The 16,450-nt window shown below is 69.8% G+C and carries 16 protein-coding genes; 11 read left to right on the top strand and 5 right to left on the bottom strand.

The genetic code is table 11. From position 1 onward, the window contains the following. Positions 1 to 602 precede the first annotated feature (602 nt). Positions 603 to 1,955, top strand: coding sequence for an amino acid permease (locus ACFXI3_RS26630; protein ID WP_378403054.1), 1,353 nt, complete (start codon positions 603 to 605; stop codon positions 1,953 to 1,955). A gap of 49 nt (positions 1,956 to 2,004) precedes the next feature. After that, the gene (locus tag ACFXI3_RS26625; protein WP_378403031.1) at positions 2,005 to 3,792 is read left to right on the top strand and encodes a serine/threonine-protein kinase; all 1,788 of its coding nucleotides are present in this window, start codon (positions 2,005 to 2,007) and stop codon (positions 3,790 to 3,792) included. Between the two features lie 29 nt (positions 3,793 to 3,821). Here ACFXI3_RS26625 and ACFXI3_RS26620 read toward each other — a convergent pair whose 3' ends face one another. The 3 genes from ACFXI3_RS26620 to ACFXI3_RS26610 are packed head-to-tail and all read right to left on the bottom strand — an operon-like array spanning position 3,822 to position 6,185. Continuing rightward, positions 3,822 to 4,628, bottom strand: a complete 807-nt coding sequence (locus tag ACFXI3_RS26620; RefSeq protein ID WP_378403029.1) for a M15 family metallopeptidase — start codon at positions 4,626 to 4,628, stop codon at positions 3,822 to 3,824. A gap of 22 nt (positions 4,629 to 4,650) precedes the next feature. Beyond that, positions 4,651 to 5,454 (bottom strand): MBL fold metallo-hydrolase, encoded by an 804-nt coding sequence (locus tag ACFXI3_RS26615; RefSeq protein ID WP_378403027.1) that lies wholly within the window; start codon positions 5,452 to 5,454, stop codon positions 4,651 to 4,653. Next, positions 5,451 to 6,185: an MBL fold metallo-hydrolase gene (locus ACFXI3_RS26610; protein WP_378403026.1), complete on the bottom strand. Its 735-nt coding sequence runs from the start codon at positions 6,183 to 6,185 to the stop codon at positions 5,451 to 5,453. The genes ACFXI3_RS26615 and ACFXI3_RS26610 overlap by 4 nt, the downstream gene beginning before the upstream one ends. A gap of 142 nt (positions 6,186 to 6,327) precedes the next feature. On the opposite strand from ACFXI3_RS26610, the gene ACFXI3_RS26605 reads away from it, so the two are divergent. Next, the gene (locus ACFXI3_RS26605; RefSeq protein ID WP_344272535.1) at positions 6,328 to 6,939 is read left to right on the top strand and encodes an XRE family transcriptional regulator; all 612 of its coding nucleotides are present in this window, start codon (positions 6,328 to 6,330) and stop codon (positions 6,937 to 6,939) included. After that, complete coding sequence (locus tag ACFXI3_RS26600) at positions 6,939 to 7,658, top strand: hypothetical protein (RefSeq protein ID WP_378403023.1); 720 nt, start codon at positions 6,939 to 6,941, stop codon at positions 7,656 to 7,658. The genes ACFXI3_RS26605 and ACFXI3_RS26600 overlap by 1 nt, the downstream gene beginning before the upstream one ends. Here the strand turns inward: ACFXI3_RS26600 and ACFXI3_RS26595 are convergent. After that, positions 7,616 to 8,497, bottom strand: a complete 882-nt coding sequence (locus ACFXI3_RS26595) for a polysaccharide deacetylase family protein (protein ID WP_378403021.1) — start codon at positions 8,495 to 8,497, stop codon at positions 7,616 to 7,618. The genes ACFXI3_RS26600 and ACFXI3_RS26595 overlap by 43 nt on opposite strands. Positions 8,498 to 8,553: 56 nt before the next feature. On the opposite strand from ACFXI3_RS26595, the gene ACFXI3_RS26590 reads away from it, so the two are divergent. The 7 genes from ACFXI3_RS26590 to ACFXI3_RS26560 all read left to right on the top strand — a co-directional run bounded on the left by ACFXI3_RS26590 (position 8,554) and on the right by ACFXI3_RS26560 (position 15,369). Continuing rightward, positions 8,554 to 9,894 carry an amidohydrolase family protein gene (locus ACFXI3_RS26590; RefSeq protein WP_378403019.1) on the top strand — a complete coding sequence of 447 codons (1,341 nt, stop codon included), beginning with the start codon at positions 8,554 to 8,556 and terminating at the stop codon, positions 9,892 to 9,894. Continuing rightward, positions 9,891 to 10,061: a hypothetical protein gene (locus ACFXI3_RS26585; protein ID WP_344272524.1), complete on the top strand. Its 171-nt coding sequence runs from the start codon at positions 9,891 to 9,893 to the stop codon at positions 10,059 to 10,061. The genes ACFXI3_RS26590 and ACFXI3_RS26585 overlap by 4 nt, the downstream gene beginning before the upstream one ends. Next, complete coding sequence (locus ACFXI3_RS26580; RefSeq protein ID WP_378403017.1) at positions 10,058 to 11,443, top strand: amidase; 1,386 nt, start codon at positions 10,058 to 10,060, stop codon at positions 11,441 to 11,443. Before ACFXI3_RS26585 ends, ACFXI3_RS26580 begins: the two co-directional genes overlap by 4 nt. An 81-nt stretch (positions 11,444 to 11,524) precedes the next feature. Next, a complete protein-coding gene (locus tag ACFXI3_RS26575; RefSeq protein WP_378403015.1) occupies positions 11,525 to 12,385 on the top strand; it encodes an ABC transporter permease in 861 nt (286 codons plus the stop codon). After that, entirely contained in the window at positions 12,382 to 13,362 is a 981-nt protein-coding gene (locus ACFXI3_RS26570; protein WP_378403013.1) for an ABC transporter ATP-binding protein, read from the top strand. The genes ACFXI3_RS26575 and ACFXI3_RS26570 overlap by 4 nt, the downstream gene beginning before the upstream one ends. Then, positions 13,343 to 14,326, top strand: a complete 984-nt coding sequence (locus ACFXI3_RS26565) for an oligopeptide/dipeptide ABC transporter ATP-binding protein (RefSeq protein ID WP_378403012.1) — start codon at positions 13,343 to 13,345, stop codon at positions 14,324 to 14,326. Before ACFXI3_RS26570 ends, ACFXI3_RS26565 begins: the two co-directional genes overlap by 20 nt. Then, positions 14,323 to 15,369, top strand: coding sequence for an ABC transporter permease (locus ACFXI3_RS26560; RefSeq protein ID WP_378403010.1), 1,047 nt, complete (start codon positions 14,323 to 14,325; stop codon positions 15,367 to 15,369). Before ACFXI3_RS26565 ends, ACFXI3_RS26560 begins: the two co-directional genes overlap by 4 nt. Here ACFXI3_RS26560 and ACFXI3_RS26555 read toward each other — a convergent pair whose 3' ends face one another. Next, complete coding sequence (locus ACFXI3_RS26555; protein WP_378403008.1) at positions 15,370 to 16,269, bottom strand: MBL fold metallo-hydrolase; 900 nt, start codon at positions 16,267 to 16,269, stop codon at positions 15,370 to 15,372. Between the last annotated feature and the right edge of the window lie 181 nt (positions 16,270 to 16,450).

Below are 16,450 nucleotides of genomic sequence, written 5' to 3'. Positions count from 1 at the left end.
TGCCGCTGCTCCATTCGGATGATCGACAACTCCCTCGCCCGGCATCCGCCCCCGCTCGCACCTAGCCTCGACGGACCCGGCGGCCGCACACTGTCCCCGCGTCAGCGAGGCCCAGCTCCGCGGCCGGTTCCGACAACGTTGTCGGCGGGGGCGCGACCGCGGACGGCACGGCCGAACGAGAGGAAGATCGATCGATGGCTGATCGGATCACCGGGCAGGGCCAGGGAAACCCGGACACCCCGGGCGAGGCGACCCCGAACGAAGCGGCCGCGGGCACGACGACCCCTCGCGAGGGGACCGCGGGCGAGGCGGTCCCGGCGGAAGCAGCCGACCGCACGGTCGCTCCGGGCGACGCAACCCCGAGCGAAGCGACGGCGGGCACAACAGCACCCAGCTCCGGGACGGCAGGCACGACGACACCCGGTGCCGGAACAGCAGGCAAGGCGGTCCCAGCCGAGGAAACCGAACGCACAGCCATCCCACCCGAAGCGGCTCCCCGCACCACCACCCCAGCCGACGCGACCGGAGGCAAGACGACCGGGGCCGCGAGCGAAACGGCCCCAGTCGAAACCACACCCGAATCGAAGACCGGCCCCAAAAAGCTGCGTTCCCGCCACATCACCATGATCGCTCTCGGGGGCATCATCGGAGCCAGCCTCTTCGTCGGCTCCGGAAACGTAGTGCGCGCCGTCGGACCGGCAGCCGTCATTTCCTACCTCATCGGCGGGCTTCTCGTCTTTCTCGCGATGCGGATGCTCGGCGAGATGGCCGCGGCTCGGCCGGCGATCGGGTCGTTCATGGAGTACGCCCGGGTCGGGCTCGGCGAGTGGGCGGGGTATCTCGTCGGCTGGCTGTACTGGTACTACTGGATCGGCGTGATCGCGTTCGAAGCCGTCGTCGGCGGGTCGGTGCTCGGCGGGTGGTTCCCGGACGTGCCGCAGTGGGTGTTCTCCGTCGTGTTGCTGCTGTTCTTCACCACCACGAACCTGGTGTCCGCGCGGTCGTTCGGCGAGGTCGAGTACTGGCTGGCCAGCATCAAGGTCGCCGCGATCATCGTGTTCCTCGCGGTCGGCACGCTGTTCGCGTTCGGGCTCTGGCCGAAGGCGAGCTTCTCGATCCCGAACCTCTGGCAGCACGGCGGGTTCGCGCCCAACGGCTGGTGGCCGATCCTCAGCGGCGTCGCGATCGTGATTTTCTCCTACTTCGGCACCGAGATCGCGGTGATGGCCGCGGCCGAATCGGAGGATCCGGCGAAGGGCGTCCGGCAGGCGGTCAGCACGGTGATCTGGCGGATCCTGCTGTTCTTCGTCGGCGGGGTGCTGCTGATCGTCACCATCGTCCCCTGGAACCAGCTGCCGAATCCCAAGCAGGAGGGGCCGTTCGCGCACGCGTTCACGCTGTTCGGGCTCCCCGGCGCCGGGCTGGTGATGAACGCAGTCGTGCTCACCGCCGCCTGTTCGGTGCTCAACTCCGGGCTTTACTCCGCCGGCCGGATGTTCTCCGCGCTCGCCGAGAAACGGCTCGCGCCGCGTGTGGTGGCCAGGAAGAGCAAAGCCGGCGTGCCGGTCGTCGCGGTGGTGGCCTGCACAATCGGCGGGTACATCGCGGTCTTCGTCAACTTCGTCGCGCCCGACTCCGGCATCTTCGACTTCATCATGAACTCCGCGGGCCTGGTCGCGCTGTTCGTGTACTCGTTCATCGCGTTCACCCAGATGCGGATGCGGCAGAAGATGACGCCGGAGGAACGCGCCGGGCTGAAGCTCAAGATGTGGCTGCACCCGTGGCTCGGCATCCTGACCGTCCTCGGCGTCGTGGCGATCATCGTGGTCATGCTGCTGACCGACGACTCCGCCCGCACCCAGGTGTGGACGAGCATCGTGTCGCTGGCCGTGATCGCGGCGTTCTGGCCGCTGGTGCGGCGGGGATTGCGCAAGTCCGCGGCGAAGAAGGGCTGAGGGGAGCGGTCAGAGGGCGCTCCGGGAAAGCGCGTCTTAAGCTGTCGCGGTGGCTGCTCCGCAGGTGATCGCCGGGCGTTACCGGCTCGAGGAACGCCTCGGGGCCGGCGGGATGGGTGTCGTCTGGCGAGCCAGCGACCTCGAGCTGCGCCGGACGGTCGCGCTCAAGCGGTCGCTCGACGGCGACGAACCGCAGATCCGCCGCGAGGCCCGGCTCGGCGCGGCCCTGCAGCACCCGAACATCGTCGCGGTCTACGACTCCGTTTCGGACGGTGCCGACCGCTGGCTCGTCATGGAGTACCTCCCGGCGCGCAGCCTGGCCGAGATCGTGCACGCCGACGGCGTCCTGACCCCCGAGCGAGCCGCGGCGGTCGGCGTGCAGATCGCGGCCGCGCTCGCCGCGATGCACGCGCGCGGCATGGTGCATCGAGACCTCACTCCGGGCAACGTCCTGGTCGCCGACGACGGCACCGCCAAGCTCGCCGACCTCGGCATTTCCCGCGGCCACGAGGTCACGCTCACCGACAGCGCCCGTGTCGGCGGCACCGCCGGGTACCTCGCGCCGGAAGTCGCGAACGGCGAGGCGGCCACCGCCGCGTCGGACGTCTTCTCGCTCGGCGCGACGCTGTTCGCCGCCGTCGAGGGTGGTTCTCCTTGGGGCAGCGGGGAAAACGGTCCGTTCGCGCAGCTGCGCCGGGCCGCGGAGGGGACGCCCGAATCCCCGCGCAACGCTCGTGAGCTCGGGCCCGCGTTGCAGGCGATGCTCAGCCGCCAGCCGGAAAGACGGCCCACTGCGATCGAAGTCGAGGGGTTCCTGCGCGGTTCGCCGGTGCCGCGGGTGAAGAAATCCAAGCGGCCCGTGCTCATCGGCGCGGCGCTGGGCGCGGTCGTCCTTCTGGCCGCCGGGTTTCTCGTCTTCACCCGCGACGACGCGCCGCCCGCGAACGCCACCGCGGCACCGCCGTCGCCGGACCTCGTCGGCGACCCGCACACGGCCGACCCCTGTTCGCTGCTTTCGGTGAATTCCCTGAGCCAGTACGGAAAAGTCTTCCTCGAACCGAACCTCGGCACGTTCGCCCGCTGCGACCTGAACACGAGCCTGCCCGACGGCGGCGGCACGATCGTGACCAGCCTCGAGCTGTCCGAACCGGAGCAGTACCCGCAGGTGCCGCCGGTCCGGGGCAAGCTCGGCGAGATCCGGCGGCCGAATCCCGACGCCGGGAAGTGCCGCCGGTCCTTCACCCTGCCGGATCTCGCTGTTGTCACGGTGAGCTCCGTCCGCTCCGACAGCGCCGCCGCGCCGCAGCTGTGCGCGATGTCGGACGCGGTCGTCGGCGACGCCTACGCGCGCGTGGCCCGCGGCCCGATCGCCCGTCGCGCCGAGCCGTTCCAGCCGGGTTCGCTGGCGCGGACGGACGCCTGCACCTTGGTCGACGAGGCCACGCTGCGCCGGACCGTCGGGCCGGACTATCCGGTCGACCGGCATTTCGCGAACTGGGCCTGTTCCTGGGGCCACGACGCGAAGTCGGTCGACCTCTACTACGACCGGCAGTGGCCACTGGCGGAAGACCCGCCCGATGGACAGACGCGCACGACCGTCGGCGGCCGCGTCGCGTACGTCGATCCGCACGAAAGCGCCGGCGACACGTGCGACGTCACGGTCGTCTACCGCACGTACTCGCCGACGCTCCCGGCGCTGGAAGGGACACCGCAGCGGCGCGACGAGGTCGTGCTGGTCGAGATCACCGACGAAGCGAACAAAGGCAATTTGACCGCCATCTGCGACACCGCGAAGTCAGTCGCGGGGGTCGTCGCGACCCGGCTCCCCCGGTCCTAGCGTGCCGTGAGGGTTCCCCTCACGGCACGCTAGCCCACCGGGCACTGCAGCGACCTCCGCCAGATCGGGAAGTTGAAGTAGGTGTCCGGGAAGGTCTCCGGCTGGAACGTGTAGTGCCACCATTCCTCGGGCAGGTTCTTGAACCCGGCCCGCTGCAGCCCGTGCAGCAGGAGCATCCGGTTCGCCTTCTGCTTGCCGACGATCCGGGGATCGAGCGTGTGCGCGAGGGTGTCGAAGCAGTCGAAGCCGGTGCCCATGTCGAGCGAGTTGTCCGGGAACCGGTCGGCTTTCGGTCCGTAGCAAGGCTTCAGCGGTTCGCCGGGGTGGTACGGCCGCGTCGGGAGCGCGGGAAGGCGGACGAGCGTCAGGTCCACCGTGCTGCCCCGGCTGTGGCCGGACTTCGCCGCGATGTAGCCGTCCGCGAAGAGCCGGTCCTTCTCGACGCGCGGGTAGAACTCGGCTTTCATCCGCAGGTCGGACAGGTCCTCGGCCCAGCGCACGAAGTTGTCGACCGCGCGCTGCGGCCGGTAGCAGTCGTAGACCTTCAGCGTGTAGCCCTGGCGCAGGAACGACAGCTGCGCTTTGTGCAGCGCGACGGCGGCGTCCCGGGTCAGGATGCACATCGGCTGCCGGTAGCCGTCGACCGGCGCGCCGGTGAAGTTGTGCGGCGTGATGTAGCGGATTTCCTGCACGATGGTCGGATCGACGTCGCGCAGGGCGACGAACTCGGGCGGTGCCTTCGGCTCCGGTGCGGCCGGCGCCGGCGGGGCGGCGACGAGACAGGTCAGCAGGCTCATCGCGGCGACCGCCAGGCCGCGCATCATCTTTCCGCGCATAGCCCGCTTGCTTACCACAAGTTCACGCGCTGGTGTAGGCGTCATACACCTGCCGGTGCGCGGCCAGCGCGGTCTTCATCATCCTCGGCACGTCGGCGATCACGTTGCCGTGCGCGGGCGCGATCAGGTCGGCCGGACGGGTGGCCAGGAACTCGCCGATCTTGCCGAACGTGTCGGTGACGTCGACATATCGCGTCCAGTACAGCGCGCGGCCGGTGCCGTAGGCCGCCTGGTCGACGGTCGGCGCGGCGGGCATTTCCGTGGACAGCAAACGGCATTCGCCCGGGCGGTGGCCTGGTTCGTCGTCGCCCATCGAGGGCAGCGCCGGGACGTCGTGGACGAACGAGAAACCGTCCGACACATACAGGACGCGGTCTCCCGGGTCGTAGGCCCAGACGGTGTTCGGCAGGTCTTGGATGTACGCCTCGGCGAGTTCCAGTTGCCGGTCGCCTAGGTCCAGGCGGTCGCCGGGGGCGAGCGGGCGCAGGCGATGGGAGTACTCCGGGTAGTGCAGGTGGTAGTCGCGCACGTCGCCGACCACCTCGGCGCCGGGATAGCGGGCCAGGAGCGCCGGGAGGTTGCCCGCGTGCGGGAGTTCGGGGTGAGTCGGCAGGAGGTAGTCGAGGGAACGTCCGGCGAGGGCTTCGTCCAGTTGGGCTTCGATCAGCGGCCAGTGCCGCGGATCGCCGGTGTCGATCAGGACGGTGTGCGTCGAACCGGAAATCAGGTAGGCGGAGACGTGGTAGTGGACCGGCCCGTCGCTGGCCATCGCTTGCATGCAGCCGCCCAGCCAATGCGTGGCGGCGGCGATCCGGCGAGCGGTCATCGGACGATCTCCTTCAGCACAGCCTCGACGTGCGCGGCGACAGTTTCCTTGCCCAGCAACGGGAACCCGTGTCCCGGTGCGATGGTCTCCACTGGCTCGGCGGCGAAGACGGCGCGGAGGTCGTCCGACACCGGCGCGGTGTCCGCGTGGTCCAGCCAGGAAAACTTGACCCTCAGCTGCGCGGCGACGGCGGCCGGGTCCGGTGCTTCGTCGGCTTCGGTTCTGTTGTGGCAGAAGGCATCGGAGGTGAAGAGCGTCTGGCTCACCGGGTCGTACGGCCAGAGCGTCGGCAGCAAGCGCAGGCGCGGCGCGTGGATCCGCAGCGGGACGCCCGGGATCGGTTCCAGCTCCAGCGGACGGCCTTCTTCGACGGTGATCCGCTCGCGGGCCGCGTCCACGACCGGCACGGTGATGCCGCCGGTGTAGTGCACGGCGGTCACCGGGAAGGCCGCCTCGATCTCCGGGAGGTTGAGGCAACAGTCCATTTCGGTCCGGGTGAGCACCACCGCCAGCGGAGTGTTCGCGGGCAGCACTTCGCGCAGCTGCGCGACAATCCGCGCCGCGTGCGCGCGGACGCCGGTGTCGATCAGCACCGCGCCCGCCGCCGAGCGGATGAGGTAGCAGTTCAGCGGCTGCGTCCCGCGGACGCCGGCGGGAGCCCAGCTCACCCGTCCGTCCAGCGGGACCGAGCCGCCCAGCCGGAACACCCGGCCCTCTCGCAGTGCGGTCATGTACTTCAGTTTGTTGAAGTAGCATCACTATGTCAACGTCTTGTCCGGTTCCAGTCGCAACATACTGAAGAGCTTTTGATAAGATGACGCCGTTCGCACGATCCGCCCCGCGGGCGGACCGGCTCCCGGAGGAGAAGCAAAGATGGGATCCGCCCAATCCGAACCGCCCGCCGCGGAGGACAACCGCGACTACTGGGTGAACCACCTCGGCGCGACGCTCAGGGCCCGCCGCAGCGGCCGGTTCACCGTCGAGGAGCTGTCCGCGCGCTCGGGCGTCAGCGCGGGCCTGATCAGCCAGATCGAGCGCGGCATCGGCAATCCGTCGTTCGCCACGCTGCTGCGGCTGGCCAACGCGCTCGAGGTGCCGATGGCCGACATGTTCCTCGGCCAGCAGTCGCACGAGACCAAGGTGCTCGTGCGCCGCGAGGAGCGGCTGCGGATGGAACTGCCCGGCGACGGCATCGTGCAGGAGATGCTCGTCCCCAACACCGACCGCAAGCTCGGCGTGCTGGAAATGACCATCCCGCCCGGATTCCGCGGCGAGGACGTGCCGCATTCGCACCCCGGCGAGGAGGTCGTGGTGGTGCTGTCCGGAACGCTGCGCGCCACGATCGGCGGGCAGGCGTTCGTGCTCAACGAGGGCGACACGATGAGCTACGACTCCTCGACGCCGCACTGGTGGAGCAACGAGCACGAGGAGCCCGCGGTCATCCTGGCGATCTCCACTCCCCCGTCGCTCGGCCGCGTGCACTGATGCAGCCGGGCGAAACACGGCTCGGCCTGATCGTGCCGTCGTCGAACACGAACGCCGAACCGCTCACCGCGGCGATGCTGGCCGGCACCCGGACGACCGCGTTCGCTTCCCGCTTCCCGCTGCCCGCGGACCTGGACGCGGTGATCGACGCCGCCCTGGTCGGCCCCGCCGCGGATCTCCTCGCGGAGGCGGGGATTTCGGCGATCGCGTTCCACGGGACTTCCGGTTCGTGGCTCGGGCTGGACCACGACCGGGCACTGGCCGCCGGGTTGGCGGAACGGACCGGGGCGGCGGCCACCACGGCTTCGCTGGCGCTGGTGGCGGCGGTGGAAGCGTTGGGGGTCAAGAAGGTCGGGCTGGTCTTTCCCGGTCCTTCGTCCATTACGGACACTATCGCTTCCGAATACGGCGCGGCCGGGATCGAGGTCGTCTCGCGATCGGTGCCGTCGCGGCCGATGACGAATCCGGAGATCTCCGGGATGCCGTTCTCGGAGATCTCGGCACTGGTGTCGGCCGCGGCTTCCGATGCGGCGGAAGCGATCGTGTGCGTCGGGACGAATCTTCGGGCGGCGTATCTGGTGCCAGAGCTGGAATCCCGGCTCGGGGTGCCGATTGTGGACAGTGCGGCGGCGACCGTGTGGCAGTTGCTCGCCCTCGCCGGAGTGTCGGAGCGGCCTCAGGGCTGGGGCAGGTTGTTCGAGACGGATTCCAGCCAGTAACGGGCGATCTCGCCCCGCCGCGCCACCCACACGTCCCGCTCTGCAGCGTAGCGCAGGAACGTCCGCAACGCGTTCACATACCCGGGACGGCCGATCAATCGCGGGTGCAGCCCCACGCTCAGCACCGTCGCCCCTGGGCGGGGATCGTTCAGCAGCATCGCGAGCGAGTCGCACAGGTACGCGCCGAACGCGCGGCCGGTCCGAAACTGGCCTAACAGGCCCGAATCGTTCGTGTCCCCGGCATAGGGAACCACCGGCAGCGCACCGTCCACATAGGGCAGGTCGTCGCAGAAGCTGTTGGAGTCGTAGGAATATCCCTCCGCCGTGACTGCGGCACGGGTCCAGGGCGAGATGCCGTCGCGCGAGTACCAGCAGGCTGGGCGTTCGCCGGTCAGCTCCCGCAGGAGGGCCGTCGAGGACTGGATCTTGGCGAGTTCCTCCGACGGCGAGAGGTCGGTGTGCGTGTCCCACCGCAGGCCGTGGTTGGCGATCTCGTGGCCATCCGCCGCCAGCGCGGCCGCGATCGGCGGGGTGAGCGCGTGGGCGCAGCAGAACGCCGTCGCCGGAGCGTCGAACTCCCGCAACGCCCGCAGCACCCGCCAGAAACCCGCTCGCGCACCGTAGTCGAAGGCTGACTCCAGGCTCAGGTTCCGTTGTCCTGGGACAACCCGGTGCCGCTCCCAGTGCGCGCCCAGGTCGTCCACGACGTCGCCGTGGGCGGTTCGCCGTTCTGCGCCGTCCTCGATGTTGAGCACAATGGACACGGCGACCTTCCGGCCGCCCGGCCACGTGCCCGCGGGCGGCTCCGCCCCGTACCCGATGTAGTCGCGTTCGCTCACAGGGACATATTGAATACTCTTCTATTTGTTGAAGCAAGCTCGTAGACTCGTCCGGCATGCGGACCGTCATCACCGGGGGAACAGTCATCGCGGGGCCGGACGCGCTCGCGGCCACCGCCGTCACGCTCGACGGCGGCCACATCCAGGCCATCGACCCGCGCCCGCCCGAGGACGCCGACGTCCGGCTCGACGCCGCCGGATGCGTTGTCCTGCCTGGCTTGATCAACTGCCACACGCACGGCGTCACCCCCGGCCCGCTCTTCCCGAGCGGCGCGGCAGCACTGCCCGAGGACGGCTGGCTCGGCAACCTCGACCGGCACCTGCTCGCCGGCACCACGACCGTCCTCAATCTGTGCGGACTGGCCACAATGGACGAAGTCCGGACGGCGGACCGCGCGCACGCGGTGAAAGTCAAAGGCGCGACCACGCACACGCCAGCCGCCATAGCCGCCGCGCAAGCCGCCGACGGCGCGGGGCTGACCGAGGCGCATCTGACGACGTCGGTCGAGAAGCAACTCGCGGACGGCGCGGTCGCGATCGGCGAACTCGGCGGCGGGCAGACCATGGGCGGCGGCGGGCAAGACCTCCAATACCTCCCGGCCGCGATCCACCGCGAGACCGGCGTGACCATCTCCGCCGAGCAGGCGCGGGCGCTCAAGGAAGCCGTCCTCGGACCTCGTCTCGACAGCGATCTGGACGAGCCAGCGTTGAAGGCAGCGCTTGCGGCGGCAGGTCTGGCGGGATTCAGCTCGCAGACCGCAGCGAAGCTGGTCCGCGAGTCTGTGCTGCCGTCTTTCCACGCCGCGCTCGACGGGCTCCGGGAAGGCGTCGAGGCCGCTGCGAAGTACGGCGTGCCTGCGCTCGTGCACAGCGCCGCGGCCAGCGGAAAACCGCTCCTCGAACTCGCGCGGAAACAGCTCGGCGCGAGCGTGATCGCCACGCACAGCAACCATCCGTCCTACTCCCCCGACGAAGCCGTCGAGACCGCGTTAGCGCTGCAGTCTGAAGGCTGGCTGCTCGAGTGCTGCACATTCGACCTGCTGCACCGGCAGCACACAGTGCGTACCCGCGAGCACTGGGACCGGATGTTCGCCGAGACCGCGGTCGACCTCCTCGCCACCGACTACGGCTACCTCGGGCAGCACGATCCGCTCCTCTCCGGTGTCGCGGACCTGGTCGCCAGCGGACATCGCAGCCTGCCCGCCGCGGTAGCGCTGGCGAGCGCGAACGTCGCCGACGCCATCCCCGGCCTCGCCCCGAATTCCGGCCGATTACAGCCGGGAATGGCCGCGGACGTGGTGGTCGCCAGCGAGGATCTGCGCGAGGTGCGGCACGTGTTCGTCGACGGCATCCAGGTCGTCCGCGACGGCCGGCTCACCCTGGCGGCCCGCCGATGAACGACGCCGAACTCGCCGCCGTCGCCCAGCTCGTCGGAGAGGACGTGCTGGCGGAGGACCGCGCCGCATTGGAAGCCGCGCACGCCAATCTCGCCGGAGCGATCGAGCAACTGCGCGCGGTCTCCGGCGAACACCCCAGCGACTTCGACGTCAGGTGGACCCAGTGAAGTGGCAGTATGGGATCGAGGAAGCCGCCAGACGCATCGCGGCCCGCGAGCTGAGCGTGGTCGAGTATGTCAGCAGCGTGCTCGACCGCCTCGCCGAGACGGAACCTGAGGTATCAGCCTGGACCTACGTGGACCGGGAAGGTGCGCTGAGAGCCGCCCAGCAGGCCGACGTCGAGATAGCAGCGGGACAGCACCGAGGGCCGCTGCACGGCATCCCGTTCGGCGTCAAAGATGTCATCGACACCGCGGGTCTGCCGACCGAAGGCGGGTCGAAGGCCTATGCCGGGCGCGTCCCCGACCACGACGCGGCGACCGTGCGCACGCTGCGCGAGAACGGCGCGATCCTGCTCGGCAAGACCGTCACGCACGAAATCGCTTACGGGCAAAACTTTCCGCCCACCCGCAACCCGTGGGACCCGAGCCGCTACCAAGGCGGGTCGAGCGCCGGTTCCGGAGTCGCGGTCGCGGTCGGCTCGGCGCCGGGCTGCCTCGGGACCGACACCTCCGGCTCGGTGCGCAATCCCGCGTCGGTGAACAGCCTCGTCGGGATGCGGCCGACGACCGGCCTGATCGACGGCTCCGGGGTGATGAACCTCAGCGAGCAACTCGACCAGGTCGGCCCGATCGCGCGCACGACCGTCGACTGCGCCCTTTTGTTGCAGGGCCTGGTGAAAAGCCGCGCCGACCTCGGTCCGGAAGACATCGCCGCGGCAGTGCGCAGGCCGTTGAACCGGCCTCGCGTCGGCGTCGATTTCGCCGCCTGGCACGACTGGGGCGTTTCCACCGAAGTGCAGGCGGCGATCAAGGAAGCAGTGAATGTCCTGGCTTCCACCGGCGTCGAAATCGTCGACGTCAGCCTGCCGGAATTGAGCCTCGCGCTGCCGGTCACGCTCGTGTTGTGTTTAGCGGACGCGTTGCGGCTGCACGGTTCGGCACTTTCCGACCGGCCGGAGGATTTCGAACCCGGCACCCGCGTCATGCTCGAACTCGGTTGCGCCGTAACCGAAGAACACCTCACCCTCGCCCGCCGCGCGCGAGCACATCTGCGAGACCGCGTCCGCGCGACCTTCCTGGACGCCGATCTCACCGCGCTCGTCTCCCCGACACTGTCCGGAATTCCCCCGCGACTGAGCGATCTCTCGACCGATTTGACCCGCGAAAGCGACGAAGCCGACCTGTCGAGCGCACTGCTGCTGCTGGCCCCGGCGAACGTCTGCGGCCTGCCCGCGCTGAGCGTGCCCGGAGGGTTCGTCAACGGGCTCCCGGTCGGCCTGCACCTGCTCGGCCGCCCGTACGGGGACCTGGCGCTTTTCCGTTTGGCGCAGCACTATGAAACCGCCGTGGCCCGCCCCGTGCAGGCCACGCTCCGAAGTGGACGGTGAACCCCTCATGACCTCGCTTCCGCCCTGGACAGAGCCTTCTTCAATATGTAACAGTGACCCAATGCATAGTGAAGGTCCGGCATGACCGCGGCGGCCGTCGGCACCGGCCGGGTCCGGTCCGCGCGACGGCGGTCCGGACGCCGGTTCCGCAACGCGGGCGTGCTCGCCGCGCTCGCCTTCCTCGCCGGCCTGTGGGTCGTCGCGGCGTTCGTGCCGCTCCCCCACAGCGCCACGGTGCCGGACGTGTCGGCGATCGCCGCCGCGCCGAGCGCGGCGCATCCGTTCGGCGCCGACATCAGCGGGTTCGACGTCTTCTCCCGCACCATCACCGCCGCCGCGAGCGATTTGCCGATCGCGGTGTTCGGGTCGCTGCTGTCGCTCGCGATCGGCGTCCCGATCGGACTGTTCACCACGACCGGCCGGATCGGCGAAGCGTGCATGCGCGTGGTGGACGCGTTTTCCGCGCTGCCGGTCATCGTCCTCGCCGTGGTCGCCATCCAGTTGCTCGGCGGCGGCTTGCTCGACGTCATCGGCGCGATCGCGGTCGTCAACATCCCGCGCTTCGCCCGGCTCACCCGCGCCGAGGCGGTGGCGCTGCGGCAGGCCCGGTTCGTGGAAGCCGCGGTGGCGATCGGCTGTTCCCCGTTGCGGGTCGCGCTCAACCACGTGTTCCGCAACGCCTACGGCGTCGTGCTGGTGCAGGCGATCTTGGCCGCCGCCAACGCGATCGGCGTCATCGCGGCGCTGAACTTCCTCGGCGTCGGCGTGCACCCGCCGCAGCCCACGTGGGGTTCGATGATCCACGACGGCGCGTCGATGCTGGTCGAAGGACAATGGTGGGCCGCGATTTTCCCGACGGTCGCGATCTTCCTCGTCGTCTCGTCCCTGACCGTCATCGCCGACTGGTTCGAGAACCGCGTCGAAGGAGGGACGAAAGCATGAGCGAAGTGCTGTCAGTCCAGGGGCTGGAAGTCGAATTCCCGGTGCCCGGCGGCGCGTTCCGCGTGCTCGACGACGTGTCGTTCTCCGTGCGGGACAACGAGATCGTCGGCGTCGTCGGCGAATCCGGATCCGGCAAGTCCACCACCGTCCGGTCGGTGATCCAGCTGCACAAACCGGCCCGGATCACCGGCGGCAGCGTCGTGTTCACCGGCCGCGAACTGCATCGGGCCGCGCCGAAAGAACTGCGCCGGATCCGCGGCCGCGAGATCGGTTTCGTCGCGCAAAGCCCGTTCGACGCCTTGAATCCCGTGCTGCGGATCGGCAAGCAGTTCGAGAACGTCATCCGGGCGCACGAACGCGCGAGCCGCGGCGAGATCCGCGCCCGCGCGCTCGAATTGCTGGCCTCCACCGGAATCCCCGACCCGGCGCGCACGCTCGACGGCTTCCCGCACGAACTCAGCGGCGGCATGGCCCAGCGCACCGTGATCGCGCTGGCGCTCAGCCTCGGGCCGCGCCTGCTCATCGCCGACGAACCGACGACTGCGCTCGACCTGACCGTGCAGCGGCAGGTGCTCGACCTGATCCGCGGCCTGGTCCGGGAAGGCCAGCGGTCGATGCTGCTCGTGACCCACGATCTCGGCGTCGTGGCCAACTACTGCGACCGCGTCGTGGTGATGTACTCCGGGCGGGTCGTGGAAGTCGGCGACGTCGCGACGGTCTTCGGCGACCCGCGCCACCCCTACACTCGCACGCTGCTGGACGCGGCGACCACCGACATCCGCGCCGCCGCCCCGAAATCCGCCCCGGCGAAGCGGGAAACCGCGCCGGGCTGCAACTTCGCCCACCGCTGCCCGCGCGCCGACGGCAGGTGCGCCGAGGAACGTCCCCCGCTCACCGTGACGGACCCGGGCCACGGCTTCGGGTGCCACCACCCGCTTTCGATCGAGGTGACCACCAGTGCCGGTACTAGTCGCTGAAGACCTGCGCCGCACGTTCCCCGGCCCCGGCGGCAGCAAGGTCTGCGCCGTCGACGGAGTCGACCTGGCCGTCGCCGAGGGCGAAACCCTCGGCCTGATCGGCGAAAGCGGGTCCGGGAAGTCCACTTTGGGCAGGCTGCTCGTGCGCCTGCTCGACGCCGACCGCGGCACCGTCACGCTCGACGGCCACGAGCTGACCAGCCTGCGCGGGGCCCGGCTTCGCCGAAGCCGCCGCGACTTCCAGATCGTGTTCCAGGAGCCGTTCGCCTCGCTCAACCCGCGGCTGAAGGTCGGCGCGATCGTCGAGGAACCATTGCTGGTCAACGGAAAGTCCGGCACCAAAGCCGAACGGCGGCAACGCGTCCTGGACACGCTCGCCGACGTCGGCCTCTCCGAGGAGCACTACGACCGCCGCCCGGCCGACCTCAGCGGCGGCCAGCAGCAACGCGTCGGCATCGCCCGCGCCCTCGTCACCGGCCCGCGGTTCGTGGTGCTGGACGAGCCGACGTCCTCTTTGGACTTAACAGTTCGCGCCGAGGTCTTGCAACTGCTCGCCCGGTTGCAACACGACCGCGGACTGACCTTCCTGTTCATCTCCCACGACATCCACACCGTCCGGCGGCTGTGCTCGCGCACCGCGGTGATGTATCTGGGCCGGATCGTGGAAATCGGCCCCACCGAGTCCGTGCTCGCGCACCCGCAGCATCCCTACACCAAGGCGTTGCTGTCCGCGGCGCTGCCGGTCGACCCCGGACACCGGCTGCCGCACCTGCCGCTGGCCGGAGACCCGCCGAAACCGACCGCCCATCGCGTCGGGTGTGCGCTGGTGGGCCGCTGTCCTATCGCGACCGACGAATGCGCCACCACCGAAGTTCCGCTGCGTCCGGTCGCCGCCGCGCACGAGGTGGCTTGTCTGCACGCGGGCCAAGATCTCGGCATTGAAGCGAAGGAAGCGCAAGCATGATCGTCTTCGTGCTCCGCCGGCTGGCCGCCGGTGTCGGAATGCTGGTCCTGCTGATCGCGCTGAGCTTCGGCCTCGTGTCGATGATCCCCGGCGACCCGGCCGTCACCATGCTCGGCGACGCGGCCACGCCGGACCAGATCGCGCACGTCCACGAACAACTCGGCCTCGACAAGCCGTTGCCGGTGCGCTTCTGGGACTACCTGGTCCAGGTGCTGCACGGCGACCTCGGCACGTCGTACTTCACCGGCGCGCCGATCACCCACGAACTGCTCACCCGGTTGCCGAACACCCTGGTGATCCTGGTGCCCGGCCTGCTGCTCGCGGTCGTCCTCGGCACCGCGATGGGCACCGCCGCCGCGTACCTGCGCGGCCGCCCGGCCGACCGCGGGCTGACCTGGGCGTCGTCGCTGATCCTCGCGGTGCCGGAGTTCGCGCTGGGGCTCGTGCTGGTCTACGTCTTCTACCAGCTCCTGCACCTGGCTCCGGCCCCGCTCGGCATGGTCGACCCGACCGCGCCGATCCCGCCGGTCCAAACGGGTTCGGTCACGCTGGACGCCCTGCTGTCCGGCTCGTGGCCGACGCTCGGCTCGATCTTCTCGCACGCCGCGCTGCCGATCCTGACGCTCGGGATCTTCTTCGCCGCGTACTTCGCGAAGACTGTGCGCACTGGGCTGAGCCAATCGCTGCGGAGCGCACAGGTGGAGTTCGCACGGGCGTGCGGGCTGAGCGAGTTCCGCGTGTACCGCTACGCGATGGCGGATATCAGGCGCTCGCTGCTGACGTATTTGGTGATCCTCTTCGGTGCTTCCCTGAGCGGCGCGGCGATTCTGGAGAGCGTGTTCGCCTGGCCGGGGATCGGCGGGTGGTCGCTGGACGGCGTGCTGAAGGGCGATATCCCGGTGATCCAAGGCTTCGTCCTGGTGCTCGGGACGGCGACACTCGGTGCGTACCTGGTGCTCGACATCGTGACGATGCTGATGGATCCCCGGGTGCGAAGCAAAGCCCGCACCCGGGGCAAAGCCGTCAAACCAGCCGCGGCCTGATCAGTAGTCCCACACCGTCGGCACGAACCGGAACGCGTTCCCGGCCACCGCCACATGGCACACCGACGGGAACGGCAGATGAGTGGCCACCAGCTGCTCGCCACTCGCCGCCAGCTCCGTCAAGAGCCGGACCCGGACCCGCGCCGACTCCTCGGGATCGTGCTCGAACCCGTTGTACCACTCAGGATTGTCGAACCCGGGCTGGAACACCGCGTCCCCGGCGAAGATCAAGCGGTCCCCGCCGGACTCCAGCCGGACGATGCTGTGGCCGGGAGTGTGCCCGCCGGTGCGGCAGATCCGCACTCCCGGCACCACCTCGTGCTCCGTCTCGAACGGCCGCAGCTGGCCGCGGTACACGTCCAGGAACCGGGTGGCCGTCGTGCGCAGCACCTCCGGGATCGGCTCCGGCATCACCGTCCGCGAGAAATCGGGGGCCTGCCAGAACTCCGCCTCCGCCGACGCCAAGTGAACCCGCACGTCCTCGCGCAGACGGCCGCGGAGACCCTCGACAAGCAAGCCGCCGATGTGGTCCATGTGCAGGTGGGTGAGCACCACGTCGGTCACCGACGCCGGGTCGATTCCGGCCGCGACGAGCCGCGTCGCCAGTTGGCCGGCGCGCGGGAAGCCCGGGAATTCGGTGCCCAGTCCGGAATCGATCAGCACCGTCCGGCCGCCGCTGCGCACGACGGCGACGTTCAGCGGCCAGTCGATCATCTCCGGCGGCAGGAACATTTCGCGGAGCCACGCGGCCAGATCGGCCCGGTCGGCATTGGTGGCCAGCGTTTCGGCGGTGATCGGCAGCACGCCGTCGCTGATCACCAGCACCTCGATGTCGCCGACCTTCAGCGCGTACCGCGAAGGAACCGCCTCGTCGAGACGGGCGGAAGGGGCCAAGCTCATGGATTCTCCTCGGGGAGTAGGCCAGGTCGTCGGCTAAGACCGGACCGGCCCCGAGTTTGTGACAAGCCCGCGAGAGAAAGGCGGGGGGGGGCCCCGGCCCCCCCCGGGGCGCAGGGGCGGGGGGGCCGGCGGGGGGCCCGCGCCCCCCCCCGGACGCCCGCAGGTTAAAAAAAAAAAAAAA

This window comes from Amycolatopsis sp. NPDC059235 (assembly GCF_042754125.1).
GTDB lineage: Bacteria > Actinomycetota > Actinomycetes > Mycobacteriales > Pseudonocardiaceae > Amycolatopsis > Amycolatopsis albidoflava.
Note: the sequence above shows the minus strand (reverse complement) of the source record. Positions and strands in the feature narration are given on the sequence as shown.

What these genes read in the sequence shown, in the direction of transcription:
- ACFXI3_RS26615 (WP_378403027.1), bottom strand. Translation starts at nt 5,454, where the DNA reads ATGACCGCTCGCCGGATCGCCGCCGCCACGCATTGGCTGGGCGGCTGC.
- ACFXI3_RS26600 (WP_378403023.1), top strand. Translation starts at nt 6,939, where the DNA reads ATGCAGCCGGGCGAAACACGGCTCGGCCTGATCGTGCCGTCGTCGAAC.
- ACFXI3_RS26610 (WP_378403026.1), bottom strand. Translation starts at nt 6,185, where the DNA reads ATGACCGCACTGCGAGAGGGCCGGGTGTTCCGGCTGGGCGGCTCGGTC.
- ACFXI3_RS26605 (WP_344272535.1), top strand. Translation starts at nt 6,328, where the DNA reads ATGGGATCCGCCCAATCCGAACCGCCCGCCGCGGAGGACAACCGCGAC.
- ACFXI3_RS26570 (WP_378403013.1), top strand. Translation starts at nt 12,382, where the DNA reads ATGAGCGAAGTGCTGTCAGTCCAGGGGCTGGAAGTCGAATTCCCGGTG.
- ACFXI3_RS26560 (WP_378403010.1), top strand. Translation starts at nt 14,323, where the DNA reads ATGATCGTCTTCGTGCTCCGCCGGCTGGCCGCCGGTGTCGGAATGCTG.
- ACFXI3_RS26620 (WP_378403029.1), bottom strand. Translation starts at nt 4,628, where the DNA reads ATGCGCGGAAAGATGATGCGCGGCCTGGCGGTCGCCGCGATGAGCCTG.
- ACFXI3_RS26585 (WP_344272524.1), top strand. Translation starts at nt 9,891, where the DNA reads ATGAACGACGCCGAACTCGCCGCCGTCGCCCAGCTCGTCGGAGAGGAC.
- ACFXI3_RS26555 (WP_378403008.1), bottom strand. Translation starts at nt 16,269, where the DNA reads ATGAGCTTGGCCCCTTCCGCCCGTCTCGACGAGGCGGTTCCTTCGCGG.
- ACFXI3_RS26590 (WP_378403019.1), top strand. Translation starts at nt 8,554, where the DNA reads ATGCGGACCGTCATCACCGGGGGAACAGTCATCGCGGGGCCGGACGCG.
- ACFXI3_RS26575 (WP_378403015.1), top strand. Translation starts at nt 11,525, where the DNA reads ATGACCGCGGCGGCCGTCGGCACCGGCCGGGTCCGGTCCGCGCGACGG.